This window comes from Kitasatospora cinereorecta, from assembly GCF_024172095.1.
GTDB classification, from domain to species: domain Bacteria; phylum Actinomycetota; class Actinomycetes; order Streptomycetales; family Streptomycetaceae; genus Kitasatospora; species Kitasatospora cinereorecta.
Genome location: NZ_JAMZDX010000003.1, coordinates 1267138 through 1290363 on the forward strand (window position 1 = coordinate 1267138; position 23226 = coordinate 1290363).

Below are 23226 nucleotides of genomic sequence, written 5' to 3' on the forward strand. Positions count from 1 at the left end.
GAATCCGACCAATTCGATCGGAATCGGCCACGGCCGGACAGCACAGGACGGCGCGGAGGAGTGGGCATGGTGCAGGCGGACAGTCCGGCGGCAGCGGCGGACGGTGCGCAACCTCCCACCCCGGCCCGCGGGCTCGCCCGGCTCGCCCGGCTCGGGCTGAGCTGGCGGCGCGGCTGGATCATCGCCGCGCTCGCGCTGCTGGTCGCGGTCCTGCTCGCCTTCCACGCCGAGCTGCCCAACGGCTTCGGCAACCTCGGCAGCCTGCTGGAGACCTTCCTGCCCTGGCTCGGCCTGGCCGTCCCGGTGCTGCTGGCGCTCGGGGTGTGGCGGCGTTCGGCCACCGCCCTGGTCGCCGTACTGCTGCCGACGCTGCTGTGGTTCAACATGTTCGGCGGCCTGCTGACCGACAAGAGCAGCGGCAAGGGCGACTTCACCGTCCTCACCCACAACGTCGCGGCGGCCAACACCGACCCGGCCGGCACGGTGAAGCTGCTCAACGCCTCCGGCGCCCAGATCGTCGCGCTGGAGGAGCTGGCCGGCAGCGCCGTCCCCACCTACGCCAACGGCCTGGCCGCCAAGTACCCGCACCACGTGGTCGAGGGCACGGTCGGCCTCTGGTCGACCTACCCCATCGAGGACGTCGCGGTGGTCGACATCAGGATCGGTTGGACCCGCGCCTTCCGGGCCCACGTCACCACCCCCAAGGGCCCGCTCGCCGTGTACGTGGCCCACCTGCCCTCGGTCCGGCTCAAGTTCGACAGCGGCTTCACCGCGGGGCGCCGCGACGTCAGCGCCCAGGCGCTCGGCGACGCCATCGAGGCCGAGCCGGTGAAGAAGGTGCTGCTGCTGGGCGACCTCAACGGCACCATGAACGACCGCAGCCTCGCCCCGATCACCTCCCAGATGCGCTCCGCCCAGGGCGCCGCCGGCGACGGCTTCGGCTTCTCCTGGCCGGCCGGCTTCCCGATGGCCCGGATCGACCAGATCCTCAGCAAGGGCGGCCTCACCCCGACCGACTCCCGGGTGCTGGACGCCGACGGCAGCGACCACCGCGCCGTCGCCGCCGACTACCGCTACTGACCCGGTGCCGACCCGCCGGCGCGCCCTCGCCGCCGACCCGCCGCCGCTGACACCCATCGGCCCCGGCCGGGTGTCTCCGCGTCAGGGCCCGCCCGGGCTACGCTCCGTCGCATGGACGCCGAGGACGTGAACCGGGCGGTCGACTGGCTGACCCGGCTGCTGGAACCGTACGCCGACACCGACTGGACCCGGCCCGCGCTCGGGCTGGAGTGGAGCTGCCGGGAGACCGTCGCCCATGTCGCCCACGACCTGACCGCGTACGCGGGACAGCTGGCCGGCGCGGTGCAGGACGGCTACCTGCCCTGTGACCTGACCGTCCGTACGGACGCCACGCCGCGCGATCTGCTGCGCGTGGTGACCGCGGCGGCCGGTCTGCTGCGCGCGGTGCTCACCACCGCGCCGCCGGACGCCCGGGCCTGGCACTGGGGCCCGTGCGACCCGGGCGGCTTCGCGGCGATGGGCTGCGCGGAGGTGCTGCTGCACGGCTACGACCTGGCCGGCGGGCTCGGCGCCGCCTGGACGCCGCCCGCCGGGATGTGCGCGGCCGTGCTGGGCCGCCTCTTCCCGGACGCGCCCGCGGGGGAGCCGGAGGCCGTACTGCTGTGGTGCACCGGCCGCGGCGAGCTGCCGGGCCGCCCGCGCCGCACCGGCTGGGTCTGGAAGGCCGCCCTGCCGGCCTGACCCGGTCGCCCGGCTGCCCGGCCGCCGCACCGGTGGGGGATCAGGCGCGGCTGCCGACCACCACCGTGGCGTCGAACTCCTCGCAGACCAGCACCCGGGGCGCGAGCCCGGCGGCGGCGAAGTCGGCCGCGGTGTGCGGGGCCTGGCGTTCGCTGGTCTCGATCAGCAGGTGCCCGCCCGGGGCGAGCCAGCCGGGCGCGCCGGCGGTCACCCGGCGCTGGACCGCCAGGCCGTCCGCGCCGCCGTCCAGCGCCACCAGCGGCTCGTGGTCCCTGGCTTCGGGCGGCAGCAGCCCGATCTCGCCGGTCGGCACGTACGGCGCGTTGGCGACCAGCACGTCCACCCGGCCGCGCAGCCCCGCGGGCAGCGGCTCGTACAGGTCGCCCAGGAAGACCCGGCCGCCCGCCGCCGCGACATTGCGGCGGGCGCAGCGGACCGAGGCGGGATGGACGTCGGCCGCGTACAGCTCGACCGGGCCGACGGCCGCCGCGACGGCGGCGCCGAGCGCGCCGGAGCCGCAGCAGAGGTCGAGCACCACCGCGCCGGGCCGGGCCAGCGCGGCGGCCTGCCCGGCGAGGAACTCGGAGCGCCGACGCGGGACGAACACACCCGGGTCGACGGAGATCCGCAGCCCGCGGAACTCGGCCCAGCCCACCACCTGTTCGAGCGGGAATCCGGCGGCGCGCCGGTCGACCAGGGCGGTCAGTTCGGCGGGCGTACCGGCGGCGGAGATCAGCAGGCGCGCCTCGTCCTCGGCGAAGACGCAGCCGACCGAGCGGAGCCTGCGGGTGACGGTGGAGAGCAGTGGAACGGAGGAGTCCAAAGACACGGCGGGAGAGCCTTTCGGGAAGACCACTGGGGCTCCCGCGCCCCGCTCACGCCGATTCGGCGGCGGGGTCGTCGAGGGGGAGCACCCGACCTGACACAGCGGTGATCGGTCCCACCTCCTCGGTTCGGTCGCGCTCCGCGCGACGCCTGCCGCGGCAACCACCACGGCCGCGCCCACCCTACCCGACCCACCCTGGGGCGGCTCTCCGGTTTCCGGTCCGGCGAGCCGCCGCAGGGCGAGGGCCTCGGGTCAGCCGCGGCGCCAGCGGTTGGTGATCGGCAGCCGGCGGTCGCGGCCGAAGCCCTTGGCGGAGATCTTCGTGCCCGGCGGGTACTGCCGGCGCTTGTACTCGGCGGTGTCGACGAGGCGGACGATCCGGTCCACCACCTCCGGGGCGAAGCCCGCCGCGACGATCGCGTCCCGGCCCTGGTCGCCCTCGACGTACAGGTCGAGCACGGTGTCCAGCAGGTCGTACTCGGGCAGCGAGTCGGTGTCCTTCTGATCCGGCCGCAGCTCGGCGGACGGCGGCTTGAGGATGGTGTTCTCCGGGATCGGAGGCACCTCGCCGCGCGCCTCGGCCACCTCGTTGCGCCAGGTCGCGAGCCGGAAGATCAGCGACTTGTAGACGTCCTTGATCGGCCCGAACGCGCCGACCGAGTCGCCGTACAGGGTGGAGTAGCCCACCGCCAGCTCGCTCTTGTTGCCCGGCGCGAGCACGATGTGCCCCTCCTGGTTGGAGATCGCCATCAGCAGGGTGCCGCGCAGCCGCGACTGCAGGTTCTCCTCGGCCAGCCCGGAGAGCTCGGTGGCGCCCATGTAGGCGTCGAACATCGGGGCGATGGAGACCGTGCGGAAGTTCAGGCCGGTCCGGCGGGCCAGCTCGGCGGCGTCGTCACGGGAGTGCTGCGAGGAGTACTGCGAGGGCATCGACACGCAGTACACGTTCTCGGCGCCGAGCGCGTCGACCGAGATCGCCGCGACCAGCGCCGAGTCGATGCCGCCGGACAGGCCGATCAGCACCGAGCGGAAGCCGTTCTTGCGGACGTACGCCCGGGTGCCCTCCACCAGCGCCTGGTAGATCTCGGCCTCGTCGTCCAGCCGCGGCGCGACCACCGCGGGCAGCGGCTCGGCCGGGGCGGGCAGCGCCTCGCCGCCCAGCTCGGTGCGGACCAGCCGCAGCCCGTCGCTGAGCAGCAGCCCGTCCACGTGGTTGCTGCTCGCCTCCGGCAGGTCCAGGTCGACCACCAGCAGGGTCTCCTCGAACTGCGGCGCCCGGGCCAGCACCTCGCCCTCGGCGGAGACCACCACCGAGTCGCCGTCGAAGACCAGCTCGTCCTGGCCGCCCACCATGTTCAGGTACGCCAGCGGGCAGCCCGCCTCGGCGGCCCGGCGGCGCACCAGCTCCAGCCGCACGTCGTCCTTGTTGCGCTCGTACGGCGAACCGTTGACCACCAGCAGCAGCCCGGCGCCGACCTCGCCGGCCGCGGTGGCCCGGCCGCCCTCCTGCCAGATGTCCTCGCAGATCGCCAGCGCCACGTCCACGCCGTTCAGGCGCACCACCGCGAGCTGGTCGCCCGGGACGAACCAGCGGTACTCGTCGAAGACGCCGTAGTTCGGCAGGAAGTGCTTGGCGAAGCGGGTCACCACCTCGCCCCGGTACAGCACCGCCGCGCAGTTCTGCGGGGAGCCGGCCGGGCGGTGGGTGCGGTGCGACTCGCTCTCCGAGCGGCCGAGGTAGCCGAGCACCACCGGCAGCTCGCCCAGCCCCTCGGCGGCCAGCCGGGCGGCCAGCTCGACCAGGGCGGTGCGGGACGCCTCGACGAAGGAACTGCGCAGGGCGAGGTCCTCGACCGGGTACCCGGTCAGGGCCATCTCGGGGAACGCGACCAGCTGGGCACCGGCCTCGGCGGCCTTCTTGGTCCAGCGCACCACCTCATCGCTGTTGCGGGCGATGTCACCGACCCAGGGGTCGATCTGGCTCAGGGCGAGACGGAGATTGGGCATGCCCCAGAGTGTAATCGTCTAACTGACGTTATGTCCTCCGGGGGTGGGTTGCCCCCGCTTCGGCGTGGTCCGCCGCCCGGACGGCCGGGGGTCGGCAAGCGGACGAAGATCCGCCATGATGGGACCAGCCGCTTCCGGCGCGCTTCCGGGCGTAACACGGACGTAAAGAGCAGAGGTGAGACTGTCCCCATGGGCAAGCAGCAGGAGTTCGTGCTTCGCACGCTCGAGGAGCGTGACATCCGTTTTGTCCGGCTGTGGTTCACCGACGTGCTCGGGTTCCTGAAGTCCGTGGCAGTCGCTCCGGCGGAGCTGGAACAGGCCTTCGAGGAGGGCATCGGCTTCGACGGCTCGGCCATCGAGGGCTTCGCCCGGGTCTACGAGTCCGACATGATCGCCAAGCCGGACCCCACCACCTTCCAGATACTGCCGTGGCGCTCCGAGACCCCGGGCACCGCGCGCATGTTCTGCGACATCCTCATGCCCGACGGCTCCCCCTCCTACGCGGACCCGCGCTTCGTCCTCAAGCGCACCCTGGAGAAGGCCTCCGAGCAGGGCTTCACCTTCTACACCCACCCGGAGATCGAGTTCTTCCTGCTGAAGAACCTCCCCGGTGACGGCACCGCCCCCATCCCCGCCGACCAGTCCGGCTACTTCGACCACACCCCGCGCGGCGTCGGCCACGACTTCCGTCGCCAGGCCATCACCATGCTCGAATCCATGGGCATCTCGGTCGAGTTCTCCCACCACGAAGGCGCCCCCGGCCAGCAGGAGATCGACCTGCGCTACGCCGACGCGCTCTCCACCGCCGACAACATCATGACCTTCCGCCTGGTCATGAAGGAGGTCGCGCTGGAGCAGGGCGTCCACGCCAGCTTCATGCCCAAGCCCTTCTCCGGATTCCCCGGCTCCGGCATGCACACCCACGTCTCCCTCTTCGAGGGCGACCGCAACGCCTTTCACGAGTCCGGCGCCGAGTACCAGCTCTCCAAGGTCGGCCGCTCCTTCATCGCCGGCCTGCTCAAGTACGCCGCCGAGACCGCCGCCGTCACCAACCAGTGGGTCAACTCCTACAAGCGCATCTGGGGCGGCTCCCAGCGCACCGCCGGCGCCGGCGGCGAGGCTCCCTCGTACATCTGCTGGGGCCACAACAACCGCTCCGCCCTGATCCGCGTCCCCATGTACAAGCCCGGCAAGCAGGGCTCCACCCGGGTCGAGGTCCGCTCCCTCGACACCGGCTGCAACCCCTACCTCGCCTACGCCGTCGTCCTCGCCTCCGGCCTCAAGGGCATCGAGGACGGCCTTGAACTCCCCGCCGGCGCCGACGACGACGTCTGGGCGCTCTCCGACGCCGAACGCCGCGCCCTTGGCATCCAGCCCATGCCGCAGAACCTCGGCGAGGCCATCGACCTCATGCAGCGCAGCGAACTCGTCGCCGAGACGCTGGGCGAGCACGTCTTCGACTTCTTCCTGCGCAACAAGCGCCAGGAGTGGGAGGAGTACCGCTCCGAGGTCACCCCGTTCGAGCTGCGCAAGAACCTCCAGGTGCTGTAGCCCCGGCTGAGCGGCTCGTCGTACACGGGGAAGGCCCCGGACCAGTGGATCGTCATCACTGGTCCGGGGCCTTCTGTCGCACGCGATCGGCTCTGATTGAACGTCAGCCCCTGCCGGGCGGTAGGACAGTGTGACTAGTGGTGGCCGGGCGTGTGGCGGCTTGCAGGGGGTCGGGGCGGGCGCTGAAGTGGCTGCATGATCGGTACGCGGCTGCGCGAGCGGGAACTGGTTTCGGACGTCGTGGGCGCGGCCGGGTGAGCGGGCGGCGGGGGCGGCGTCCGGAGTCGTGGTGGGGTCGGTGGCGGCCCGGATCGCGAGGAGGTGCGCCGCGGGCGGGGCGGCGCGGATGGGTGTCGGTGGCGATGGGGGTGACCGGCGAACTGGTCTTCACCCTCGGCCTGGTGCTGGTGCTGTTCGTCGGCTACTCGCTGTGGTGGACCGACCTGTTGGCGGACCGGCGGGCCGACCGGGCTGGGCAGGAGCTGCGCGGCTCCTGGTCGGTGACGGCCCCGCCGACCCCGTCGGCGAGCCCCGCGCCCTCGGCCGCGCCGGTGCCGCCGGCCTCGCCTTCGCCCTCGCCGTCCCCGCCGCCGGAGTACCGGACCGGTGACGACGTGGGCTTCCTGCACGTGCCGGCCATGGGCAGCGACTACCAGGTGCTGATCCGGATGGGAGCGGCGGAGGAGATCATCGACGAGGGCGTCGCGGGCGTGTACACCGAGCCGTACCGGGCGGCGATGCCGTGGGACGCGGAGGGGAACTTCGCGCTGGCGGCCCACCGGGACGGGCACGGCGCCAAGTTCCACGACCTCGACGTGCTCAAGCCGGGGGACGCGCTGGTGGTGGAGACCCGCGGCACCTGGTACGTGTACCGGGTGGACGGCGTGCTGCCGCAGACCTCCAAGTACAACATCGGGGTGATCGCGCCGGTCCCGGCCGGCTCGCCGTACCAGGGACCGGGCCGGTACATCACCCTGACGACGTGTACGCCGGTCTACACCTCGCGCTACCGGATGGCGGTCTGGGGCAGCCTGGTGCGGACCGAGCCGGTGGACGCCAACCGGACGCCGCCGGCCGAGCTGACCAGCGGGCACGCGTAGGCGGCCGTCGGGCAGGTCGGCCCTCGGGCCGGTCAGCCGTCGGAGCCGCGCCGACGGGCCACCCGGATCAGCAGCGCGCCGCCGACCAGCATCGCCACGGCCAGGACGACCAGCAGGACGACGTGGCCTCCGGTGGCGGCCAGCGCATCGCCGCCTGCTGCGGCGGCGCCGGGAACGGACGGACGGTACATGCGCGGCCTCCACCGGGGACGTGGGCGACGGGTGCCGCCGGTACGGAGGATCCACCGCGGCACCGGCCGGTTGTCGCGCCGGGAAGCCGCACCACCCCAATGGGTCCGGCCGATCACCCGGGTGCGTGAGTGCGGGGGAGTCGCGGCGACGTCGTACCCCGGCGCGGCCCGGGACGGGCACGTAGGCTTCGAACAGGCGACGGAGCTGAAGGGGGAGATGGCAGTGGAGGAGCGGGCCGGGAGCCGGACGAGCCGGCCGGAGATCAGACTGGTCCGCCGCGGCTTCACCGACCCCGACCAGGCGGTACGGCGGCTGGCCGAACCCGCGCTGCAGGGGCTGGCTGCCGACCCGGTGCTACTGGACGCGCTCGGTGCCACCGCCGACCCCGACCTCGCGCTGCTCGGCCTGACCCGGCTGCTGGAGGCGCTCGACCCGCACGAGCGGCACACCCTGCGCGACACCCTCACCGCCTCCAAGCCGCTGCGCGACCGGCTGCTCGGGGTGCTCGGCGCCTCCGCGGCGCTCGGCGACCACTTGGCCCGCCATCCGCGCGACTGGCACGCCCTGGTCACCTTCGAGCTGCGCGACATGCACCCCGGCCGGGCCGACTTCCTCGGCGAGCTGTCCCGCCGGGTGTGGGCGGCCGCCGAGCCCGGCGGGGACGCCGTACCGCGTCGCGCGGACGCGCTGCGGCTGGCCTACCGCCGCTGCCTGCTGGCGATCGCCGCCCGCGACCTGTCCGGCACCACCGACCTGGCCCAGACCGCGGCCGAGCTGGCCGACCTGGCCGGTGCCACCCTGCAGACCGCGCTGGACATCGCCGCCGACGAGGACCCCGAGGCGGCCGTCGCCTGCCGGCTGGCGATCATCGGCATGGGCAAGTGCGGCGGCCGGGAGCTCAACTACGTCTCCGACGTGGACGTGATCTTCGTCGCCGAGCCGTGCGAGGGCGTCGAGGAGCAGCGCGCGACCCAGGCCGCCACCCGGCTCGCCGCCCGCACCATGCGGCTCTGCTCGGACACCACCGGCGAGGGCGCCATCTGGCCGGTCGACGCCAACCTGCGCCCCGAGGGCCGCAACGGGCCGCTGGTCCGCACCCTGGCCAGCCACCTCGCCTACTACCAGCGCTGGGCCAAGACGTGGGAGTTCCAGGCGCTGCTGAAGGCCCGGCCGGTGGCCGGCGACGCCGACCTCGGGGCCGCGTACACCGAGGCGATCGCCCCCCTGGTGTGGCAGGCCGCCGCGCGGGAGAACTTCGTCCCGGACGTGCAGCAGATGCGCCGCCGGGTGGTGGACGCCATCCCCGTCACCGAACTGGACCGCCAGCTGAAGCTCGGCCCCGGGGGCTTGCGGGACGTCGAGTTCTCCGTCCAGCTGCTCCAGCTGGTGCACGGCCGCACCGACGAGGCGCTGCGCAGCGCCAACACCCTGGAGGCGCTGGCCGCGCTCAGCGCCGGCGGCTACGTCGGCCGGGCCGACGCCGCCTCGCTCGACGCCGCCTACCGCTTCCTGCGCACCCTGGAGCACCGGATCCAGCTGCACCGGCTGCGCCGCACCCACCTGATGCCCACCGACCAGGCCGACCAGCGCCGCCTCGCCCGCTCACTGGCCACCCGGATCAACGACGACACCCGGGACGACCCGGTCGCCGCGCTGCACCGGGAGTGGAAGCGCCACGCGGTGGAGGTGCGGCGCCTGCACGAGCGGCTGTTCTACCGTCCGCTGCTGGACGCCGTCGCGGTGCTGCCCGTCGCCGAACTGGAGGTGGCGGAGACCGGGGCCGCCGGGCTGAGCACCGAGGCCGCCCGGGAGCGGCTGGCGGCGCTCGGCTACGCCGACCCGGCCGCCGCGCTGCGTCACATCTCCGCGCTCGCCTCCGGGGTGAGCCGCAAGGCGGCGATCCAGCGCACCCTGCTGCCGGTCATGCTCGGCTGGTTCGCCGACTCGGCCGACCCCGACGCCGGACTGCTCAACTTCCGGCAGGTCTCCGACGCGCTCGGCCGCACCCCCTGGTACCTGCGGCTGCTGCGCGACGAGGGCGCCGCCGCCGAGCAGCTCGCCCGGGTGCTGTCGGCCGGCCGGCTGGCCCCCGACCTGCTGCTGCGGGCCCCCGAGGCGGTCGCCATGCTCGGCGACCCGCAGGGACTGGTGCCGCGCGGCCGGGCCGCCCTGGAACAGGAGATCCTGGCCGCCGTCGGCCGGGCCCCCACCGCCGCCGCCGGGGTGGCGGCCGCCCGCTCGGTCCGCCGCAGGGAGCTGTTCCGCACCAGCGCCGCCGACCTGCTCGGCCGCCTCGCCGACGACCCCGCCGAGGCCCTGGAGACCGCTGCGGAGGCGCTCACCGCCCTCAACACCGCCACCCTCCAGGGCGCCCTGCGCGCCTCGATCGCCGGCTGGGAGGACCGCAACGGCGAGCTGCCGACCCGCCTCGCGGTGATCGCCATGGGCCGCTTCGGCGGCCACGAACTCGGCTACGGCTCCGACGCCGACGTGATGTTCGTCCACGAGCCGCTGCTCGGCATGCTCGACGAGGACGCCGCCAAGGCCGCCCACGCCGTCATCCACGACCTGCGCGCCCTGCTCTCCGCCCCCTCGACCGAACCGCCGCTGCTGGTCGACGCCGACCTGCGGCCCGAGGGCCGGCAGGGCCCGCTGGTGCGCACCCTCGCCTCGTACGCCGCCTACTACCGCCGCTGGTCGCACGCCTGGGAGAGCCAGGCCCTGCTGCGCGCCGAGCCGGTGGCCGGGGACGCCGAGCTGGGGGAGCGGTTCCGGGCCCTGATCGACCCGCTGCGCTACCCGGGCACCGGCGTGCCCGAACGCGACCTGGTGGAGATCCGCCGGATCAAGGCCCGGATCGAGGCCGAACGGCTGCCCCGCGGCGCCGACCCCACCACCCACACCAAGATCGGCCGCGGCGGACTGGCCGACGTCGAATGGACGGTGCAGCTCCTGCAGCTGCAGCACGGCCACCTGGTGCCCGCCCTGCGCACCACCCGGACCCGCCAGGCGCTGACCGCCGCCGCCGACGCCGGGCTGCTCGCCCGGGAGGACGCGGAGGTGCTGGACGCGGCGTGGGTGCTGGCCTCGCGGGTGCGGAGCGCCGTGATGCTGGTCCGCGGCCGCCCCGGGGACAGCTTCCCCGGCGAGGCCCGCGAGCTCGCCGGCGTTGCCCGCTACCTCGGTTACGGCGCCGGGCACACGGGGGAACTGGTCGACGACTACCGCCGCACGACGCGGCGGGCGAGGAAGGTCGTCGAGCGACTCTTCTACGGGTACTGACGTCAGGACGGGTCACCCGGTGGGTGGGACCGACCGAGGGATGCGTGTCCGCAGACCGTAGGTGGCTGGGCGCGCAGTTCCCCGCGCCCCTATCGGGACGCTTCCACGACCGTCCAGTGCTCCGGCACCGTGAGGTGCTGCTCCGGCTTCCCCCCGGTAACGCGCGGGAGCTGGTACGCCCACACGTGGTAGAACAGCCGGGCGGCTATGAACCCGACCGCGAGGCAGGCCGCTCCGCCGACCGCGTCCAGCCAGAAGTGGTTCGCGGTGGAGATGATCACCACCAGGGTGGCCGCCGGGTACGCCAGCCCGAGCGCCCGGACCCAGGTCCGCTGCGCCAGGAAGAAGATCGTCAACCCGCACCACAGCGACCAGCCGATGTGCATCGACGGCATCGCCGCGTACTGGTTGGAGACGTGCGCGGCTGCCCCGGAGGCCATCGAGCCCCAGGTGCGATGGACGGTGACGGTGTCGATGAAGTTGCCGCCGGTCATCAGCCGGGGCGGGGCGAGCGGGAAGGAGTAGAACCCGACCAGCGCGATGCCGGTGGTGACGAAGAGCACGGTGCGGCAGGCGGCGTACCGCCCGGGGTGTCTGCGGTAGAGCCAGACCAGGACGCCGATGGTCACGATGAAGTGCAGCGTCGCGTAGTAGTAGTTCATCCCCACGATGAGCCAGCCGAACGAGTTCACGGTGTGGTTGACCGCACGCTCGACGTTCACGCCGAGGGTCTGCTCGAAGCTCCACACCCAGCTCGCGTGGTGCTGGGCGATCACGGCCTGCTCGGGGACGGCGTTGCGGATCAGCGAGTAGATCCAGTAGCTGATGCCGATCAGGGCGAGCTCGAAGACCAGGTGCGGACGGGCCGGGGTGCGCCGCTGCTCGCGGATGCGGCTGCGGACGGCAGCCGCGGGCGACTGGGCGGCACGGGTGGCTCCGTCCGGCATCCGGCTCGTGTGGGCCTGGCCTGAGACGGAACCGTCGGTGGGCACACGGTCGGCGCGGTCGGCGCCCGGTGCGTGGATCTCGGTCGGTTCCCCCATAGCGGAGAAGTCTGCCAGACGTCCCGTGGCCGTCCGATCATCCTGTGGTCGGGGATTCTTCACCGACTGTCCCCCTACGGGGGTAGGGGTCGGTCGACTCTCGGGGCGCATGAGGTCCATTGTTGCGCGCGGGTAACGGAGGGTCGAACCGGGGTCCCCGGTGACGAGAAAGCCCGCCGGCTGTCAGGTGTCCGGCGGGCGTCTCTCTCTCGTACAGGACTCTGCGGCCTTGACAACGGTTGGGTCAAGACCTCGATTGCAACATTTTCAGCATCTTGCTGAAACATCTTGCAGCGCGCTAGGTTCCACGCCACTCACGTTCGCCGAGCTCATGCACGCCGAGCCCGCCCCAAGGGAGAGCCAGACGTGGCCGAAGTCCAGCCCCGCCACCCACGGAGCACGACCCCCCACCGCAGACCAGGCAGAGCGGCCGTGCTGCTCGCCGCCTCGCTGGTCGCCGCCACTCTCGGATCCACGCCGCTGGCCGCGGCCGCCGCCCCGCCCGCGCCCCCCTCGGACGCCGCGCTGGCCGCCACCGCCGCCCGCCACGACCTGACCCGGGAGCAGTTCTACTTCGTCCTTCCCGACCGCTTCGCCAACGGAAACCCGGGCAACGACACCGGTGGGATCACCGGCGGCCGGATGGACAACGGTCTCGACCCCACCGACAAGGGCTTCTACCACGGTGGCGACCTGCAGGGCCTGATCGACAAGCTGGACTACATCCAGGGCCTGGGCACCACCGCGATCTGGATGGCGCCGATCTTCAAGAACCGCCCCGTGCAGGGCACCGGCGCGGACGCCTCGGCCGGCTACCACGGCTACTGGATCACCGACTTCACCCAGGTCGACCCGCACTTCGGCACCAACGCGCAGCTCAAGGAGCTGATCGCCAAGGCGCACGCCAAGGGCATCAAGGTCTTCTTCGACGTCATCACCAACCACACCGCCGACGTCATCGACTTCGCCGAGCAGAAGTACGACTACCGCTCCGCCGGCGCGTACCCGACCCTGGACACCGACGGCAACCCGGTGGACGAGACCGCCGTCGCCGACGCGGGTGGCGCCTGGCCGAAGACCACCGCGGACTCCTTCCCGTACACCCCGCAGTTCCGCTCGGCCGCCGACGCCACCGCCAAGACCCCGTCCTGGCTGAACGACCCGTCGCTCTACCACAACCGCGGCAACTCGACCTTCGCCGGCGAGTCCGCCACCGAGGGCGACTTCTCCGGGCTGGACGACCTGGACACCCAGAACCCCAAGGTGGTCCAGGGCTTCGAGCGGATCTACCAGACCTGGGTGGCCGAGACCGGCGTCGACGGCTTCCGGATCGACACCGTCAAGCACGTCAACATGGCCTTCTGGCAGCAGTGGGCGCCGGCCCTGAAGCAGTTCGCGGCCGAGCACGGCAACAAGAAGTTCTTCATGTTCGGCGAGGTCTACTCGGGCGACCCGGCGATCACCTCGCCCTACGTCACCCAGGGCAAGCTGCAGGCCACCCTGGACTTCGCCTTCCAGCAGGCGGCCCGCAGCTTCGCCTCGCAGAACGGCTCGGCCAAGGCACTCGCCGACGTCTACGGCCAGGACTACCGCTACACCACCGCCGACACCGACGCCTACGAGCTGCCGACCTTCCTCGGCAACCACGACATGGGCCGCTTCGGCAGCTTCCTGCAGAGCGACAACCCGGGCGCCTCCCAGCAGACCCTGCTGGCCAAGGACCGGCTGGCGAACGAGCTGCAGTTCCTCACCCGCGGCCAGCCGGTGGTCTACTACGGCGACGAGCAGGGCTTCACCGGCGCGGGCGGCGACAAGGACGCCCGGCAGGACATGTTCGCCTCGAGGACGCCTTCGTACACCAGCGACAACGTGATCGGCGGCACCCCCGGCTCCGCCGACCGCTACGGCACCGCCGGCGCGCTCTACCAGGGCATATCCGGGCTGGCCAAGCTGCGCAAGGACCACCCGGCGCTGGCCGACGGCGCCCAGATCGAGCGATACGCGGCGGACGGGCCGGGCGTCTACGCCTTCTCCCGGATCGACGCCAAGCAGCAGGTCGAGTACCTGGTCGCGGTCAACAACGCCACCGAGGCCAAGACCGTCACGCTGGACACCTTCTCGGCCGGCATGAGCTTCGACCGGGTCTACCCGCAGGCGGGGGCGAAGGTCACCAGCGGCGCCGACCGCAAGGTGACGGTCACCGTGCCGCCGCTGTCCTCGGTGGTGTTCAAGGCCGCCGGCAAGCTCGCCAAGCCCGCGGCCGGCCCGCAGCTGACGCTGGCCGCACCCGCCGACGGCTCGTACGGCACCGTCACCGTCGGCGCCCAGGTGCCCGGCGGCGGCTTCGACCGGGTGACCTTCGCCGCGCAGATCGGCAACGGGCCCTGGCAGACCCTGGGCACCGCCGACAACGGGACGTACAAGGTCACCCAGGACCTCGGCAAGGTCGCGGCCGGCACCGTGGTCCACTACAAGGCGGTGGTCCAGGACTCCGCCGGCCGCCTCGCCTCCGCCACCGGCTCCTTCACCACCGGCGCCCCCACCCCGGCCCCCGCGCCCAGCGCCACCTCGCGCCCCTACGCGGTGGTGCACTACCAGCGCCGGAGCGGCGACTACGACGGCTGGAACCTGTACGCCTGGGGCGACCTGGCGGACGGCGAGTCCACCACCTGGCCGGCCGGCCACGGCTTCACCGGACGCGACGCCTACGGCGCCTTCGCGTACGTGAAGCTCAAGAACGGCGCCGCCGACCTCGGCTTCGTCGTGGAGAACAACGGCACCAAGGACGTCGACTCCGACCGCCACATCGACGTCTCCGCGACCGGCGAGATCTGGATCAAGGAGGGCGACCCCACCGTCCACACCAGCAACCCGGACGGCGCGGTGCCGGTGCCCGACGGCAAGGCGGTCATCCACTACCACCGGGCCGACGGGAACTACGACGGCTGGGGCCTGCACGACTGGACCGGCGCCGCCACCCCCACCGACTGGGGCAGCCCGCTGATGCCCGCCCGCAAGGACGCCTTCGGCGCGGTCTTCGAGGTGCCGCTGGCCGCCGGGGCCACCAGCCTCAGCTACATCATCCACAACGGCAACGACAAGGACCTGCCGCAGGACCAGCAGCTGAACTTCGCCGCCAGCGGCCGCGAGGTGTGGATCCTCGGCGGCCAGGAGGGCTACCTGCTGCCGCAGGCCTCCGGCGCCGCCTCGCAGCTCGACCTCGGCTCGGCCCGCGCCCAGTGGATCGACGCCACCACCGTGGTGGTGCCGCCCACCTACGGCGCCGCCGACGCCGCGCTCGCCTCCGGCACCAGCGCCCAGCTGATCTACGACCCCGCGGGCACCCTCACCGCCGACAAGGGCGTGCTCTCGGGCCCCGGCCACTGGATCCGGCTCAACCCGGCCGCCGGCCTCAGCGCCGCGCAGAAGGCGAAGTTCCCGCACCTGGCGGGCTACCGCGCCTTCACCGTGGACAAGCGCGACGCCGGCCGGATCACCGCCGCGCTGCGCAGCCAGCTGGTCTTCGCCGAGCACCTGCCGAACGGCGCCGCGCTGGCCGCCACCGGGGTGCAGACCCCCGGCGTGCTCGACGACCTGTACGCGGCCAAGGCCGCCGGGGCCCAGCTCGGCCCGGTCTACCGCACCGACCACGACGGCTGGCCCTGGTGGGGCGACCACCGGAAGGTCACCCTCTCGCTCTGGGCGCCGACCGCCACCGACGTCTCGGTCCAGCTCTTCGACCGGGCCACCGGCGGCACCCCGAAGACCGTCCCGCTGAAGCGCGACGACGCCACCGGCGTCTGGTCGCTGACCCGGGACGCGGGGGACCTGGACGGCAAGTACTACCTGTACCAGGTCAAGGTGTGGGCGCCGAGCGTCCAGCAGATGGTCACCAACACCGTCACCGACCCGTACTCGGTCGCGCTGTCCACCGACTCGAAGCGGAGCCTGGTCGCCGACCTCGCGAGCGGCGCCACCAAGCCCAAGGGCTGGGACCAGCACAGGAGCCCGGACGCGATCCCGGCCGCCAAGCAGCAGATCCAGGAGCTGCACGTCCGCGACTTCTCCTCGGCCGACACCACGGTGCCCGAGGCCGAGCGCGGCACCTACAAGGCGTTCACCGAGTCCAAGTCGGCCGGCATGCAGCACCTGCGCGACCTGGCCAAGGCCGGCGTCACCACCATCCACCTGCTGCCGACCTTCGACATCGCCACCATCCGGGAGAACCGGGCCGAGCAGAAGCTGCCCGCCTGCGACCTGGCCTCGCTCGCCGCCGACAGCGACAAGCAGCAGGAGTGCGTGGCCGCGGTGCAGGCCGACGACGCCTTCAACTGGGGCTACGACCCGCTGCACTACAACGTGCCGGAGGGCTCGTACGCCACCGACCCGAACGGGACGGCCCGCACGGTGCAGTTCCGCGAGATGGTGCAGGCGATGCACGAGGCCGGCCTGCGGGTGGTCCTCGACGTCGTCTACAACCACACCGCGGCCGCCGGGCAGGACGACCACTCGGTGCTGGACAAGGTGGTGCCCGGCTACTACCAGCGGCTCAGCGACACCGGCAAGGTCACCACCGACAGCTGCTGCGCCGACACCGCGCCCGAGCACGCCATGATGAACAAGCTGGTGGTCGACTCGGTGGTCACCTGGGCCCGGCAGTACCGGGTCGACGGCTTCCGCTTCGACCTGATGGGCATCGACCCCAAGTCGACCATGCTGGACGTGCAGTCCGCGCTGCGCGGCCTGACCAGGGAGCGGGACGGCGTCGACGGGAAGAACATCTTCCTCTACGGCGAGGGCTGGAACTTCGGCGTGGTGGCGAACGACGCCCGCTTCGTCCAGGCCACCCAGACCAACATGGCCGGAACCGGCATCGCCACCTTCAACGACCGGGTGAGGGACGCGGCGCGCGGCGGCAACTTCATGCTCTCCTCCGCCCCGCAGCAGGGTTTCGCCTCGGGCCTGTACACCGACCCCAACGGCTCGGCCGACAACGGCACCCCGGAGCAGCAGAAGGCCCGGCTGCTGCACCAGATGGACCAGATCAAGGTCGGTCTGAGCGGCAACCTGGCGGGCTACTCCTTCACCGACTCCGCCGGGAAGGCGGTGAGCGGCAAGGAGGTCGACTACAACGGCTCCCCGACCGGCTACGCCGCCCAGCCCGGCGAGGCGGTGGAGTACGTCGACGCCCACGACAACGCGGACCTGTTCGACGCGCTGGCGTACAAGCTGCCGACCGCCACCCCGGCCGCCGACCGGGCCCGGATGCAGGCCCTCGGCCTGTCGCTCACCGCGCTCAGCCAGGGCCCGGGCTTCGCCCAGGCCGGCAGCGACCTGCTGCGCTCCAAGTCGCTGGACGCCAACTCCTTCGACTCGGGCGACTGGTTCAACTCCATCCACTGGGACTGCACCCAGGGCAACGGCTGGGGCCACGGCCTGCCGATGGCCCGGGACAACCAGTCGATGTGGCCGGCCGCCAAGCAGCTGCTGGCCGACCCCCGGCTGACCGTGGGCTGCAACGACATCTCCGCCTCCAGCGCGATCTACCAGCAGTTCCTGCGGATCCGGCAGTCCTCGCCGCTGTTCGCGCTGTCCAGCGCGGCCGAGGTGCAGCGCCGGCTGTCCTTCCCGCTCTCCGGCACCGCGGGGGAGAACCCGGGTGTGATCACCATGCACCTGGACGGGACCGGGCTGAAGGGCGCTCAGAAGTCGCTCACCGTGGTCTTCAACGCCACGCCGACCACGCAGAGCCAGACGGTGGCGGGCCTGCGGGGGAGTGCCCAGGCGCTCCACCCGGTCCAGGCCGGCGGCGTGGACCCGGTGGTGAAGCAGGCGGGATTCGATCCGGCCACCGGGACATTTACCGTACCGGCTCGGACGGTGGCGGTTTTCGTATCGAACTGACCGTTCTCCCAAGGGTTTAACAGAATTCCCAAGTGTTTAGAGGGGCTCCGTCCGAGCGGCGGAGCCCCTCTCGCATGTGGCTGGAAAGCATCGGTGGTGGCTGGTACGCGGTGACATGTATGGGCCGGGCGACGCTGTCGCGGCGGCGGGTGCGCGGGGTCGACGAGCAGAACGATCCCCCTGTGGCGAGCTCAAACATCCCGTCATGGCACGGTGTTGGGACTGATGTGCCACGGTCATTAATCAGTCAATCAGTGGCATGCATCTGTCATTAACAGAGTGTTTGCTGCCACGATTCCCCCGGCTGCGGATGAGTAGGGTCCCCCACCCCCGGTGTGCGGCTTCGCCAGCGCCCCCGGCTCTGCACCGCGTCAGATTGCACCGCACCCCGCCGTGACCAGCGGCAGGGCCCCCGCTGCGCCGCAACCGCGGCCAGATTCTCGCCACCGCTGTGACCCCGCAGCGGTCGTATGAGGAGTCCGCTTTGTCTCGCTACTCGCACGCTCGAGTGAGCATGGCCGCCCTGGCCGCAACCACCGCGCTGCTGGTGACCGGCATTCCGGTGATGGCCCAGGCCGCTCCGAGCGCCCCGTCCGCCGTCGCCGCCCAGGTTGCCGGCTCCAAGGCCCAGCTGCTCGCCGTCGCCGGCGACCAGGCCCCCGCGTTCGCCCAGTCCCTCGGCCTGACCGGCCAGGAGAAGCTGGTCGCCAAGGACGTCGTCCGCGACGCGGACGGGACCCAGCACTTCCGCTACGAGCGCACCTTCGCGGGTCTCCCCGTCCTCGGCGGCGACATGGTCGTCCACCAGGCCGCGAACGGCACCACCAAGGGCGTCGACAAGGCCACCGAGGCCTCGCTGAGCGGCGTCTCCACCACCCCGAAGCTGGCCGCCCCGAAGGCCCAGGCCGCCGCGCTGGCCGCCGAGTCCGGCTCGGCCCTGGAGACCGCCCCGCGCCTGGTCGTGTGGGCCGCCACCGGCACCCCGCGGCTGGCGTACGAGACCGTGGTCAGCGGCAAGGAGGCGGACGGCACCCCGAGCAAGCTGCACGTCGTCACCGACGCCAACACCGGCGAGGTGATCCAGAAGTTCGAGGGCATCAACACCGGCACCGGCACCGGCGTCTTCGTCGGCAACGTCACCATCGGCACCACGCTGTCGGGTTCGACGTACCAGATGAAGGACACCACCCGCGGTGGGATGTACACCACCGACATGAACAACGGGACGTCCGGCAACGGCACCCTGTTCAGCAAGTCCACCGACACCTGGGGCAACGGCTCGGCCTCCAACCGGGAGTCGGCCGCCGTCGACGCGCACTTCGGCGTCTCGAAGACCTGGGACTTCTACAAGAACACCTTCGGCCGCAGCGGCATCCGCAACGACGGTGTCGGCGCCTACAGCCGGGTCCACTACGACAGCAACTACACCAACGCGTTCTGGGACGACTCCTGCTTCTGCATGACCTACGGTGACGGGTCGGGCAACACCCACCCGCTGACCGAGCTGGACGTCGCCGGCCACGAGATGACCCACGGTGTCACCGCGGCCACCGCCAACCTGAACTACTCGGGTGAGTCCGGCGGCCTGAACGAGTCCACCTCGGACGTGTTCGGCACCATGGTCGAGTTCTACGCCAACATCCCGTCCGACAACCCGGACTACCTCATCGGCGAGCTCATCGACCTCAACGGCGACGGCACCCCGCTGCGCTACATGGACCAGCCGTCCAAGGATGGCTCCTCGGCCGACTACTGGTCCTCGACGGTCGGCAACAAGGACGTCCACTACTCCTCGGGCGTCGGCAACCACTTCTTCTACCTGCTCTCCGAGGGCAGCGGCGCCAAGGTCGTCAACGGTGTGAGCTACAACTCGCCGACCCAGGGCAACATCGCGGTCACCGGCATCGGCCGGGACAAGGCCGCAGCGATCTGGTACCGGGCGCTCACCACGTACTGGACCTCCACCACCAACTACGCCAACGCCCGCACCGGCATGCTGAGCGCCGCGACCGACCTGTACGGCGCCAACTCGGCCGAGTACAACGCGGTCGCCACCGCCTGGGCCGCCGTCAACGTCGGCTCGGTGCCGACCAACACCCCGAGCGTCACCAACCCGGGCAACCAGACCACCAAGGTCAACACCGCGGCCAGCCTGCAGATCAAGGCCAGCGGCGGCACCGGCGCGCTGACCTACTCGGCCACCGGCCTGCCGGCCGGCCTGTCGATCAACGCCTCGACCGGTCTGATCTCGGGCACCCCGACCGCCGTCGGCACCTCCTCGGTGACCGTCACGGCCAAGGACACCGCCAACAAGACCGGCTCCACCAGCTTCACCTGGACCGTCAACGACGGCAGCAGCACCTGCACCCCGGCGCAGCTGCTCGGCAACGCGGGCTTCGAGACCGGCACCGCCGCTCCGTGGACCACCACCAGCGGTGTGGTCGACAACTCGGCGTCCGAGGCGGCCCACGGTGGCTCCTGGAAGGCGTGGCTGAACGGGTACGGCTCCGCCCACACCGACAGCGCCTCGCAGACCGTCACCATCCCGGCCAACTGCAAGGCCACCCTCAGCTACTGGCTGCACATCGACACGGCTGAGACCACCACCACCACGGCGTACGACAAGCTGACCGTGACCGTCAACGGCACCACGGTGGCCTCGTACTCGAACCTCAACAAGAACACCGGCTACGCCCAGAAGACCGTCGACCTGTCGGCCTACGCGGGCCAGACCGTGACCCTGAAGTTCAACGGTGTGGAGGACTCCTCCCTCCAGACCAGCTTCGTGATCGACGACACCGCGATCCAGACCAGCTGACGGCAGTGAACTAGGCGGGGCCCGGCGGAGGAACCAACCGCCGGGCCCCGCTTCGCGTGCCGGGATTCCGCATGGTGAGACGCCGGAAACCCGCACGCAACACGAAACACCGGGGAAACACGCCCGCCCACAACCGGAAACCACCCGCCGCGAGACTCCCCGAATGTTCCTCGCTGCCCCCACCCCCGGCCTGGACACCGGCGACACCGCCTGGCTGCTGGCCTGCACCGCACTGGTGCTGATGATGACCCCCGCCCTGGCGCTGTTCTACGGCGGCATGGTCCGCACCAAGAGCGTGCTCAACATGATCATGATGAGCTTCGTCTCGATCGCCGTGGTCACCGTGGTCTGGCTGCTGGCCGGCTACACGCTGGCCTTCGGCGACGACGCCGGGGCCGGCCTGATCGGCAACCTCGACCACCTCGGCATGGCCGGGATCACGCCCACCAGCCTCACCGGGCACGTCCCCACCCTGCTCTTCGCCGCCTTCCAGCTCACCTTCGCGATCATCACCGCGGCGCTGATCAGCGGCGCGATCGCGGACCGCGCCCGGTTCGGCGCCTGGGTGGTGTTCACCGCGGTGTGGACGCTGCTGGTCTACGTACCGGTCGCGCACTGGGTGTTCGCCCCCGGCGGCTGGATCGCCGCGAAGCTCGGCGCCCTCGACTTCGCCGGCGGCACCGTGGTCGAGGTCAACTGCGGCGCCAGCGGCCTGGCGCTGGCCCTGCTGCTCGGTCCGCGGATCGGCTTCAAGAAGGAGGCCATGCGCCCGCACAGCCTGCCGCTGGTGCTGCTCGGCGCGGGCCTGCTGTGGTTCGGCTGGTTCGGCTTCAACGGCGGCTCCGCGATGGGGGCCAACGGTCTGGCCGCGGCCGCGCTGTTCAACACCCAGGTGGCGGGCTGCACCGGCCTGCTGGGCTGGCTGCTGGTGGAGAAGCGCCGCGACGGCCACGCCACCACGCTCGGTGCCGCCTCCGGCGCGGTGGCCGGACTGGTCGCCATCACCCCCTCCTGCGGCAGCGTCGACCTGCTCGGCGCGCTGGTCATCGGCCTGGCCGCGGGCGTGGTCTGCTCGTACGCGGTGAGCTGGAAGTTCCGCTTCGGCTTCGACGACTCGCTGGACGTGGTCGGCGTGCACTTCGTGGCCGGCGTGATCGGCACCGTGCTGATCGGCCTGTTCGCCACCGCCGCGATGACCGGCGGGGTCACCGGCCTGCTGCACGGCGGCGGCGTCGGGCAGCTCGGCAAGCAGCTGGTGGCCGTCGTGGTGGTCGCGCTGTACGCCTTCGCGGTCACCTACGGGATCGGCTGGGTGATCGAGCGGACCATGGGATTCCGGGCCTCCGCCGAGCACGAGCTCACCGGACTCGACCTCGCCGTGCACGCCGAGACCGCGTACGATCACGGCGTCCTGGGCCACGGCACCGCGGCCCACGCCTCCGTGCTCGCGCACTCGTCCGACAAGGCCGCCGCCGTATGAAGCTGATCACCGCTGTCGTCAAGCCCTTCAAGCTGGACGAGGTCAAGACCGCGCTGCAGGAGCTCGGGGTGCACGGACTGACCGTCACCGAGGCCAGCGGGTACGGGCGGCAGCACGGGCACACCGAGGTCTACCGGGGCGCCGAGTACCGGATCGACCTGGTGCCCAAGGTGCGGATCGAGGTCGTGGTCGAGGACGACGACGCCGGGCGCGTGATGGACGCGATCGTCGCCGCCGCCCGGACCGGGAAGATCGGCGACGGCAAGGTCTGGGCGGTGCCGGTCGACTCCGTGGTCCGGGTGCGCACCGGCGAGCGCGGGCCCGACGCGGTCTGAGCGCCCCGGGTCACGGCGGCGGGACGCCCCGCAGCCGGGCGGCCGGGCCGACGGGGCCGGTCGGCCCGGCCGGGCTCGCGACGGCCGGCGTGGCCGTCCGCGGCGGCCCCTGGCGGTCGGCAATCGCGGCGCCCGAGGCCAGCGCCAGGACGGTCAGCAGGAGGCCGGCGGTCCGCAGCCGCCGCTCCCGGCGCAGGCGCCGGCCGCGCACCCCGGCGGCGGCGACCATGGTGCGCACCGGTACGGGCAGGTGCTCGACGCTCTCCCCCAGCAGCTGGGCAAGGCGGTGCTCCGGCCCGGTCCGGGCGGTGGGCTCGTGGGTCACGGGCGGAAGAGCAGTTCCCGGTCGTCACCGAGGATCTCGCGGAGCTTGGCCAGCGAACGGCTGTTGAGGCTCTTGACCGCGCCCTGGGAGATCTCCATCAGCTCGGCGACCTCCTCGATCGAGCGGTCCTCCAGGTAGCGCAGCACGACCACGGCCCGGTTGCGCGGCGGCAGCAGGCGCAGCGCGGCGGCCAGGGTCAGCCGCAGTTCGCTGCCGGCCGGCGCCTCGGGGGAGTCCGGCAGGTCGGCGGAGACGATCTCGCCGGAGCGGCGCAGCCGGCGCTGGGAGAGGTAGTAGCGCAGCAGCACCTTGCGGGCGTACGCGTCCAGGCCGGGTTCGTCCTGGCCGCGGCGCAGCCGGCCCCAGACGGAGAACATCTTGGCGAGCGTGGTCTGGACGAGGTCCTGCGCCTGGTGCCAGTCCCCGCACATGAGGTACGCGACCTGGAAGAGCCGGCGAGCCCGGGTGCTCGCGAACTCCTCGAAGTCGAGTGCCGTCTCCATCCGCGGGCCCCCCGTGATCAAGTGCTGTTGTGCCGTCATTCGTACTACACGCGCCAGGGGCCGATCAGGTCGCACCCGAGTGCGAGCGGGCGGCCGCAA

Annotated in this window: 15 protein-coding genes; 9 read left to right on the forward strand and 6 right to left on the reverse strand. The window is 72.2% G+C overall.

The window, feature by feature from the left end:
- Window positions 1-66: 66 nt before the first annotated feature.
- Window positions 67-1080 carry an endonuclease/exonuclease/phosphatase family protein gene (locus tag FHR36_RS19145; RefSeq protein ID WP_253798854.1) on the forward strand — a complete coding sequence of 338 codons (1014 nt, stop codon included), beginning with the start codon at window positions 67-69 and terminating at the stop codon, window positions 1078-1080.
- 111 nt (window positions 1081-1191) lie between these two features.
- On the forward strand, window positions 1192-1761 hold the full coding sequence (locus FHR36_RS19150) for a maleylpyruvate isomerase N-terminal domain-containing protein (protein ID WP_253798856.1): 570 nt from the start codon (window positions 1192-1194) through the stop codon (window positions 1759-1761).
- Window positions 1762-1801: 40 nt separating this feature from the next.
- Here the strand turns inward: FHR36_RS19150 and FHR36_RS19155 are convergent, their stop codons facing one another.
- Both FHR36_RS19155 and FHR36_RS19160 read right to left on the reverse strand, forming a co-directional pair.
- Window positions 1802-2590: a putative protein N(5)-glutamine methyltransferase gene (locus tag FHR36_RS19155; RefSeq protein WP_253798859.1), complete on the reverse strand. Its 789-nt coding sequence runs from the start codon at window positions 2588-2590 to the stop codon at window positions 1802-1804.
- 249 nt (window positions 2591-2839) lie between these two features.
- Window positions 2840-4594, reverse strand: coding sequence for an NAD+ synthase (locus tag FHR36_RS19160; RefSeq protein ID WP_253798862.1), 1755 nt, complete (start codon window positions 4592-4594; stop codon window positions 2840-2842).
- A 189-nt stretch (window positions 4595-4783) separates the two neighbouring features.
- On the opposite strand from FHR36_RS19160, the gene glnA reads away from it, so the two are divergent.
- Window positions 4784-6145, forward strand: coding sequence for a type I glutamate--ammonia ligase (gene glnA / locus FHR36_RS19165; RefSeq protein ID WP_253798865.1), 1362 nt, complete (start codon window positions 4784-4786; stop codon window positions 6143-6145).
- A 362-nt stretch (window positions 6146-6507) separates the two neighbouring features.
- Window positions 6508-7245, forward strand: coding sequence for a class E sortase (locus FHR36_RS19170; RefSeq protein WP_253799440.1), 738 nt, complete (start codon window positions 6508-6510; stop codon window positions 7243-7245).
- A gap of 32 nt (window positions 7246-7277) precedes the next feature.
- On the opposite strand, the gene FHR36_RS19175 is transcribed toward FHR36_RS19170, so the two are convergent.
- Complete coding sequence (locus tag FHR36_RS19175) at window positions 7278-7436, reverse strand: hypothetical protein (protein ID WP_253798869.1); 159 nt, start codon at window positions 7434-7436, stop codon at window positions 7278-7280.
- Between the two features lie 217 nt (window positions 7437-7653).
- Between FHR36_RS19175 and FHR36_RS19180 the strand changes: the two genes are divergently transcribed.
- The gene (locus tag FHR36_RS19180; RefSeq protein ID WP_253798872.1) at window positions 7654-10719 is read left to right on the forward strand and encodes a bifunctional [glutamine synthetase] adenylyltransferase/[glutamine synthetase]-adenylyl-L-tyrosine phosphorylase; all 3066 of its coding nucleotides are present in this window, start codon (window positions 7654-7656) and stop codon (window positions 10717-10719) included.
- 89 nt (window positions 10720-10808) lie between these two features.
- Here FHR36_RS19180 and FHR36_RS19185 read toward each other — a convergent pair whose 3' ends face one another.
- The gene (locus FHR36_RS19185) at window positions 10809-11762 is read right to left on the reverse strand and encodes a phosphatase PAP2 family protein (protein WP_253798875.1); all 954 of its coding nucleotides are present in this window, start codon (window positions 11760-11762) and stop codon (window positions 10809-10811) included.
- A gap of 432 nt (window positions 11763-12194) precedes the next feature.
- On the opposite strand from FHR36_RS19185, the gene pulA reads away from it, so the two are divergent.
- The 4 genes from pulA to FHR36_RS19205 all read left to right on the forward strand — a co-directional run bounded on the left by pulA (window position 12195) and on the right by FHR36_RS19205 (window position 22299).
- A complete protein-coding gene (gene pulA / locus FHR36_RS19190) occupies window positions 12195-17666 on the forward strand; it encodes a pullulanase-type alpha-1,6-glucosidase (RefSeq protein ID WP_253798878.1) in 5472 nt (1823 codons plus the stop codon).
- A gap of 514 nt (window positions 17667-18180) precedes the next feature.
- Entirely contained in the window at window positions 18181-20484 is a 2304-nt protein-coding gene (locus FHR36_RS19195; RefSeq protein WP_253798881.1) for a M4 family metallopeptidase, read from the forward strand.
- 163 nt (window positions 20485-20647) lie between these two features.
- Entirely contained in the window at window positions 20648-21964 is a 1317-nt protein-coding gene (locus FHR36_RS19200; protein ID WP_253798884.1) for an ammonium transporter, read from the forward strand.
- Window positions 21961-22299 (forward strand): P-II family nitrogen regulator, encoded by a 339-nt coding sequence (locus FHR36_RS19205; protein ID WP_253798886.1) that lies wholly within the window; start codon window positions 21961-21963, stop codon window positions 22297-22299. The genes FHR36_RS19200 and FHR36_RS19205 overlap by 4 nt, the downstream gene beginning before the upstream one ends.
- A gap of 10 nt (window positions 22300-22309) precedes the next feature.
- Here FHR36_RS19205 and FHR36_RS19210 read toward each other — a convergent pair whose 3' ends face one another.
- Complete coding sequence (locus tag FHR36_RS19210) at window positions 22310-22624, reverse strand: hypothetical protein (protein ID WP_253798888.1); 315 nt, start codon at window positions 22622-22624, stop codon at window positions 22310-22312.
- Window positions 22621-23127 carry a SigE family RNA polymerase sigma factor gene (locus tag FHR36_RS19215; protein ID WP_253798890.1) on the reverse strand — a complete coding sequence of 169 codons (507 nt, stop codon included), beginning with the start codon at window positions 23125-23127 and terminating at the stop codon, window positions 22621-22623. The genes FHR36_RS19210 and FHR36_RS19215 overlap by 4 nt, the downstream gene beginning before the upstream one ends.
- Window positions 23128-23226: the final 99 nt, after the last annotated feature.

Excerpts from the sequence above, each read along its gene's own strand:
- glnA (WP_253798865.1), top strand. The coding sequence starts at position 4,784 with ATGGGCAAGCAGCAGGAGTTCGTGCTTCGCACGCTCGAGGAGCGTGAC.
- FHR36_RS19215 (WP_253798890.1), bottom strand. The coding sequence starts at position 23,127 with ATGGAGACGGCACTCGACTTCGAGGAGTTCGCGAGCACCCGGGCTCGC.
- FHR36_RS19185 (WP_253798875.1), bottom strand. The coding sequence starts at position 11,762 with ATGGGGGAACCGACCGAGATCCACGCACCGGGCGCCGACCGCGCCGAC.
- FHR36_RS19200 (WP_253798884.1), top strand. The coding sequence starts at position 20,648 with ATGTTCCTCGCTGCCCCCACCCCCGGCCTGGACACCGGCGACACCGCC.
- FHR36_RS19180 (WP_253798872.1), top strand. The coding sequence starts at position 7,654 with ATGGCAGTGGAGGAGCGGGCCGGGAGCCGGACGAGCCGGCCGGAGATC.
- FHR36_RS19195 (WP_253798881.1), top strand. The coding sequence starts at position 18,181 with ATGGCCGCCCTGGCCGCAACCACCGCGCTGCTGGTGACCGGCATTCCG.
- FHR36_RS19150 (WP_253798856.1), top strand. The coding sequence starts at position 1,192 with ATGGACGCCGAGGACGTGAACCGGGCGGTCGACTGGCTGACCCGGCTG.
- FHR36_RS19145 (WP_253798854.1), top strand. The coding sequence starts at position 67 with ATGGTGCAGGCGGACAGTCCGGCGGCAGCGGCGGACGGTGCGCAACCT.
- FHR36_RS19205 (WP_253798886.1), top strand. The coding sequence starts at position 21,961 with ATGAAGCTGATCACCGCTGTCGTCAAGCCCTTCAAGCTGGACGAGGTC.
- FHR36_RS19175 (WP_253798869.1), bottom strand. The coding sequence starts at position 7,436 with ATGTACCGTCCGTCCGTTCCCGGCGCCGCCGCAGCAGGCGGCGATGCG.
- FHR36_RS19170 (WP_253799440.1), top strand. The coding sequence starts at position 6,508 with ATGGGGGTGACCGGCGAACTGGTCTTCACCCTCGGCCTGGTGCTGGTG.
- FHR36_RS19160 (WP_253798862.1), bottom strand. The coding sequence starts at position 4,594 with ATGCCCAATCTCCGTCTCGCCCTGAGCCAGATCGACCCCTGGGTCGGT.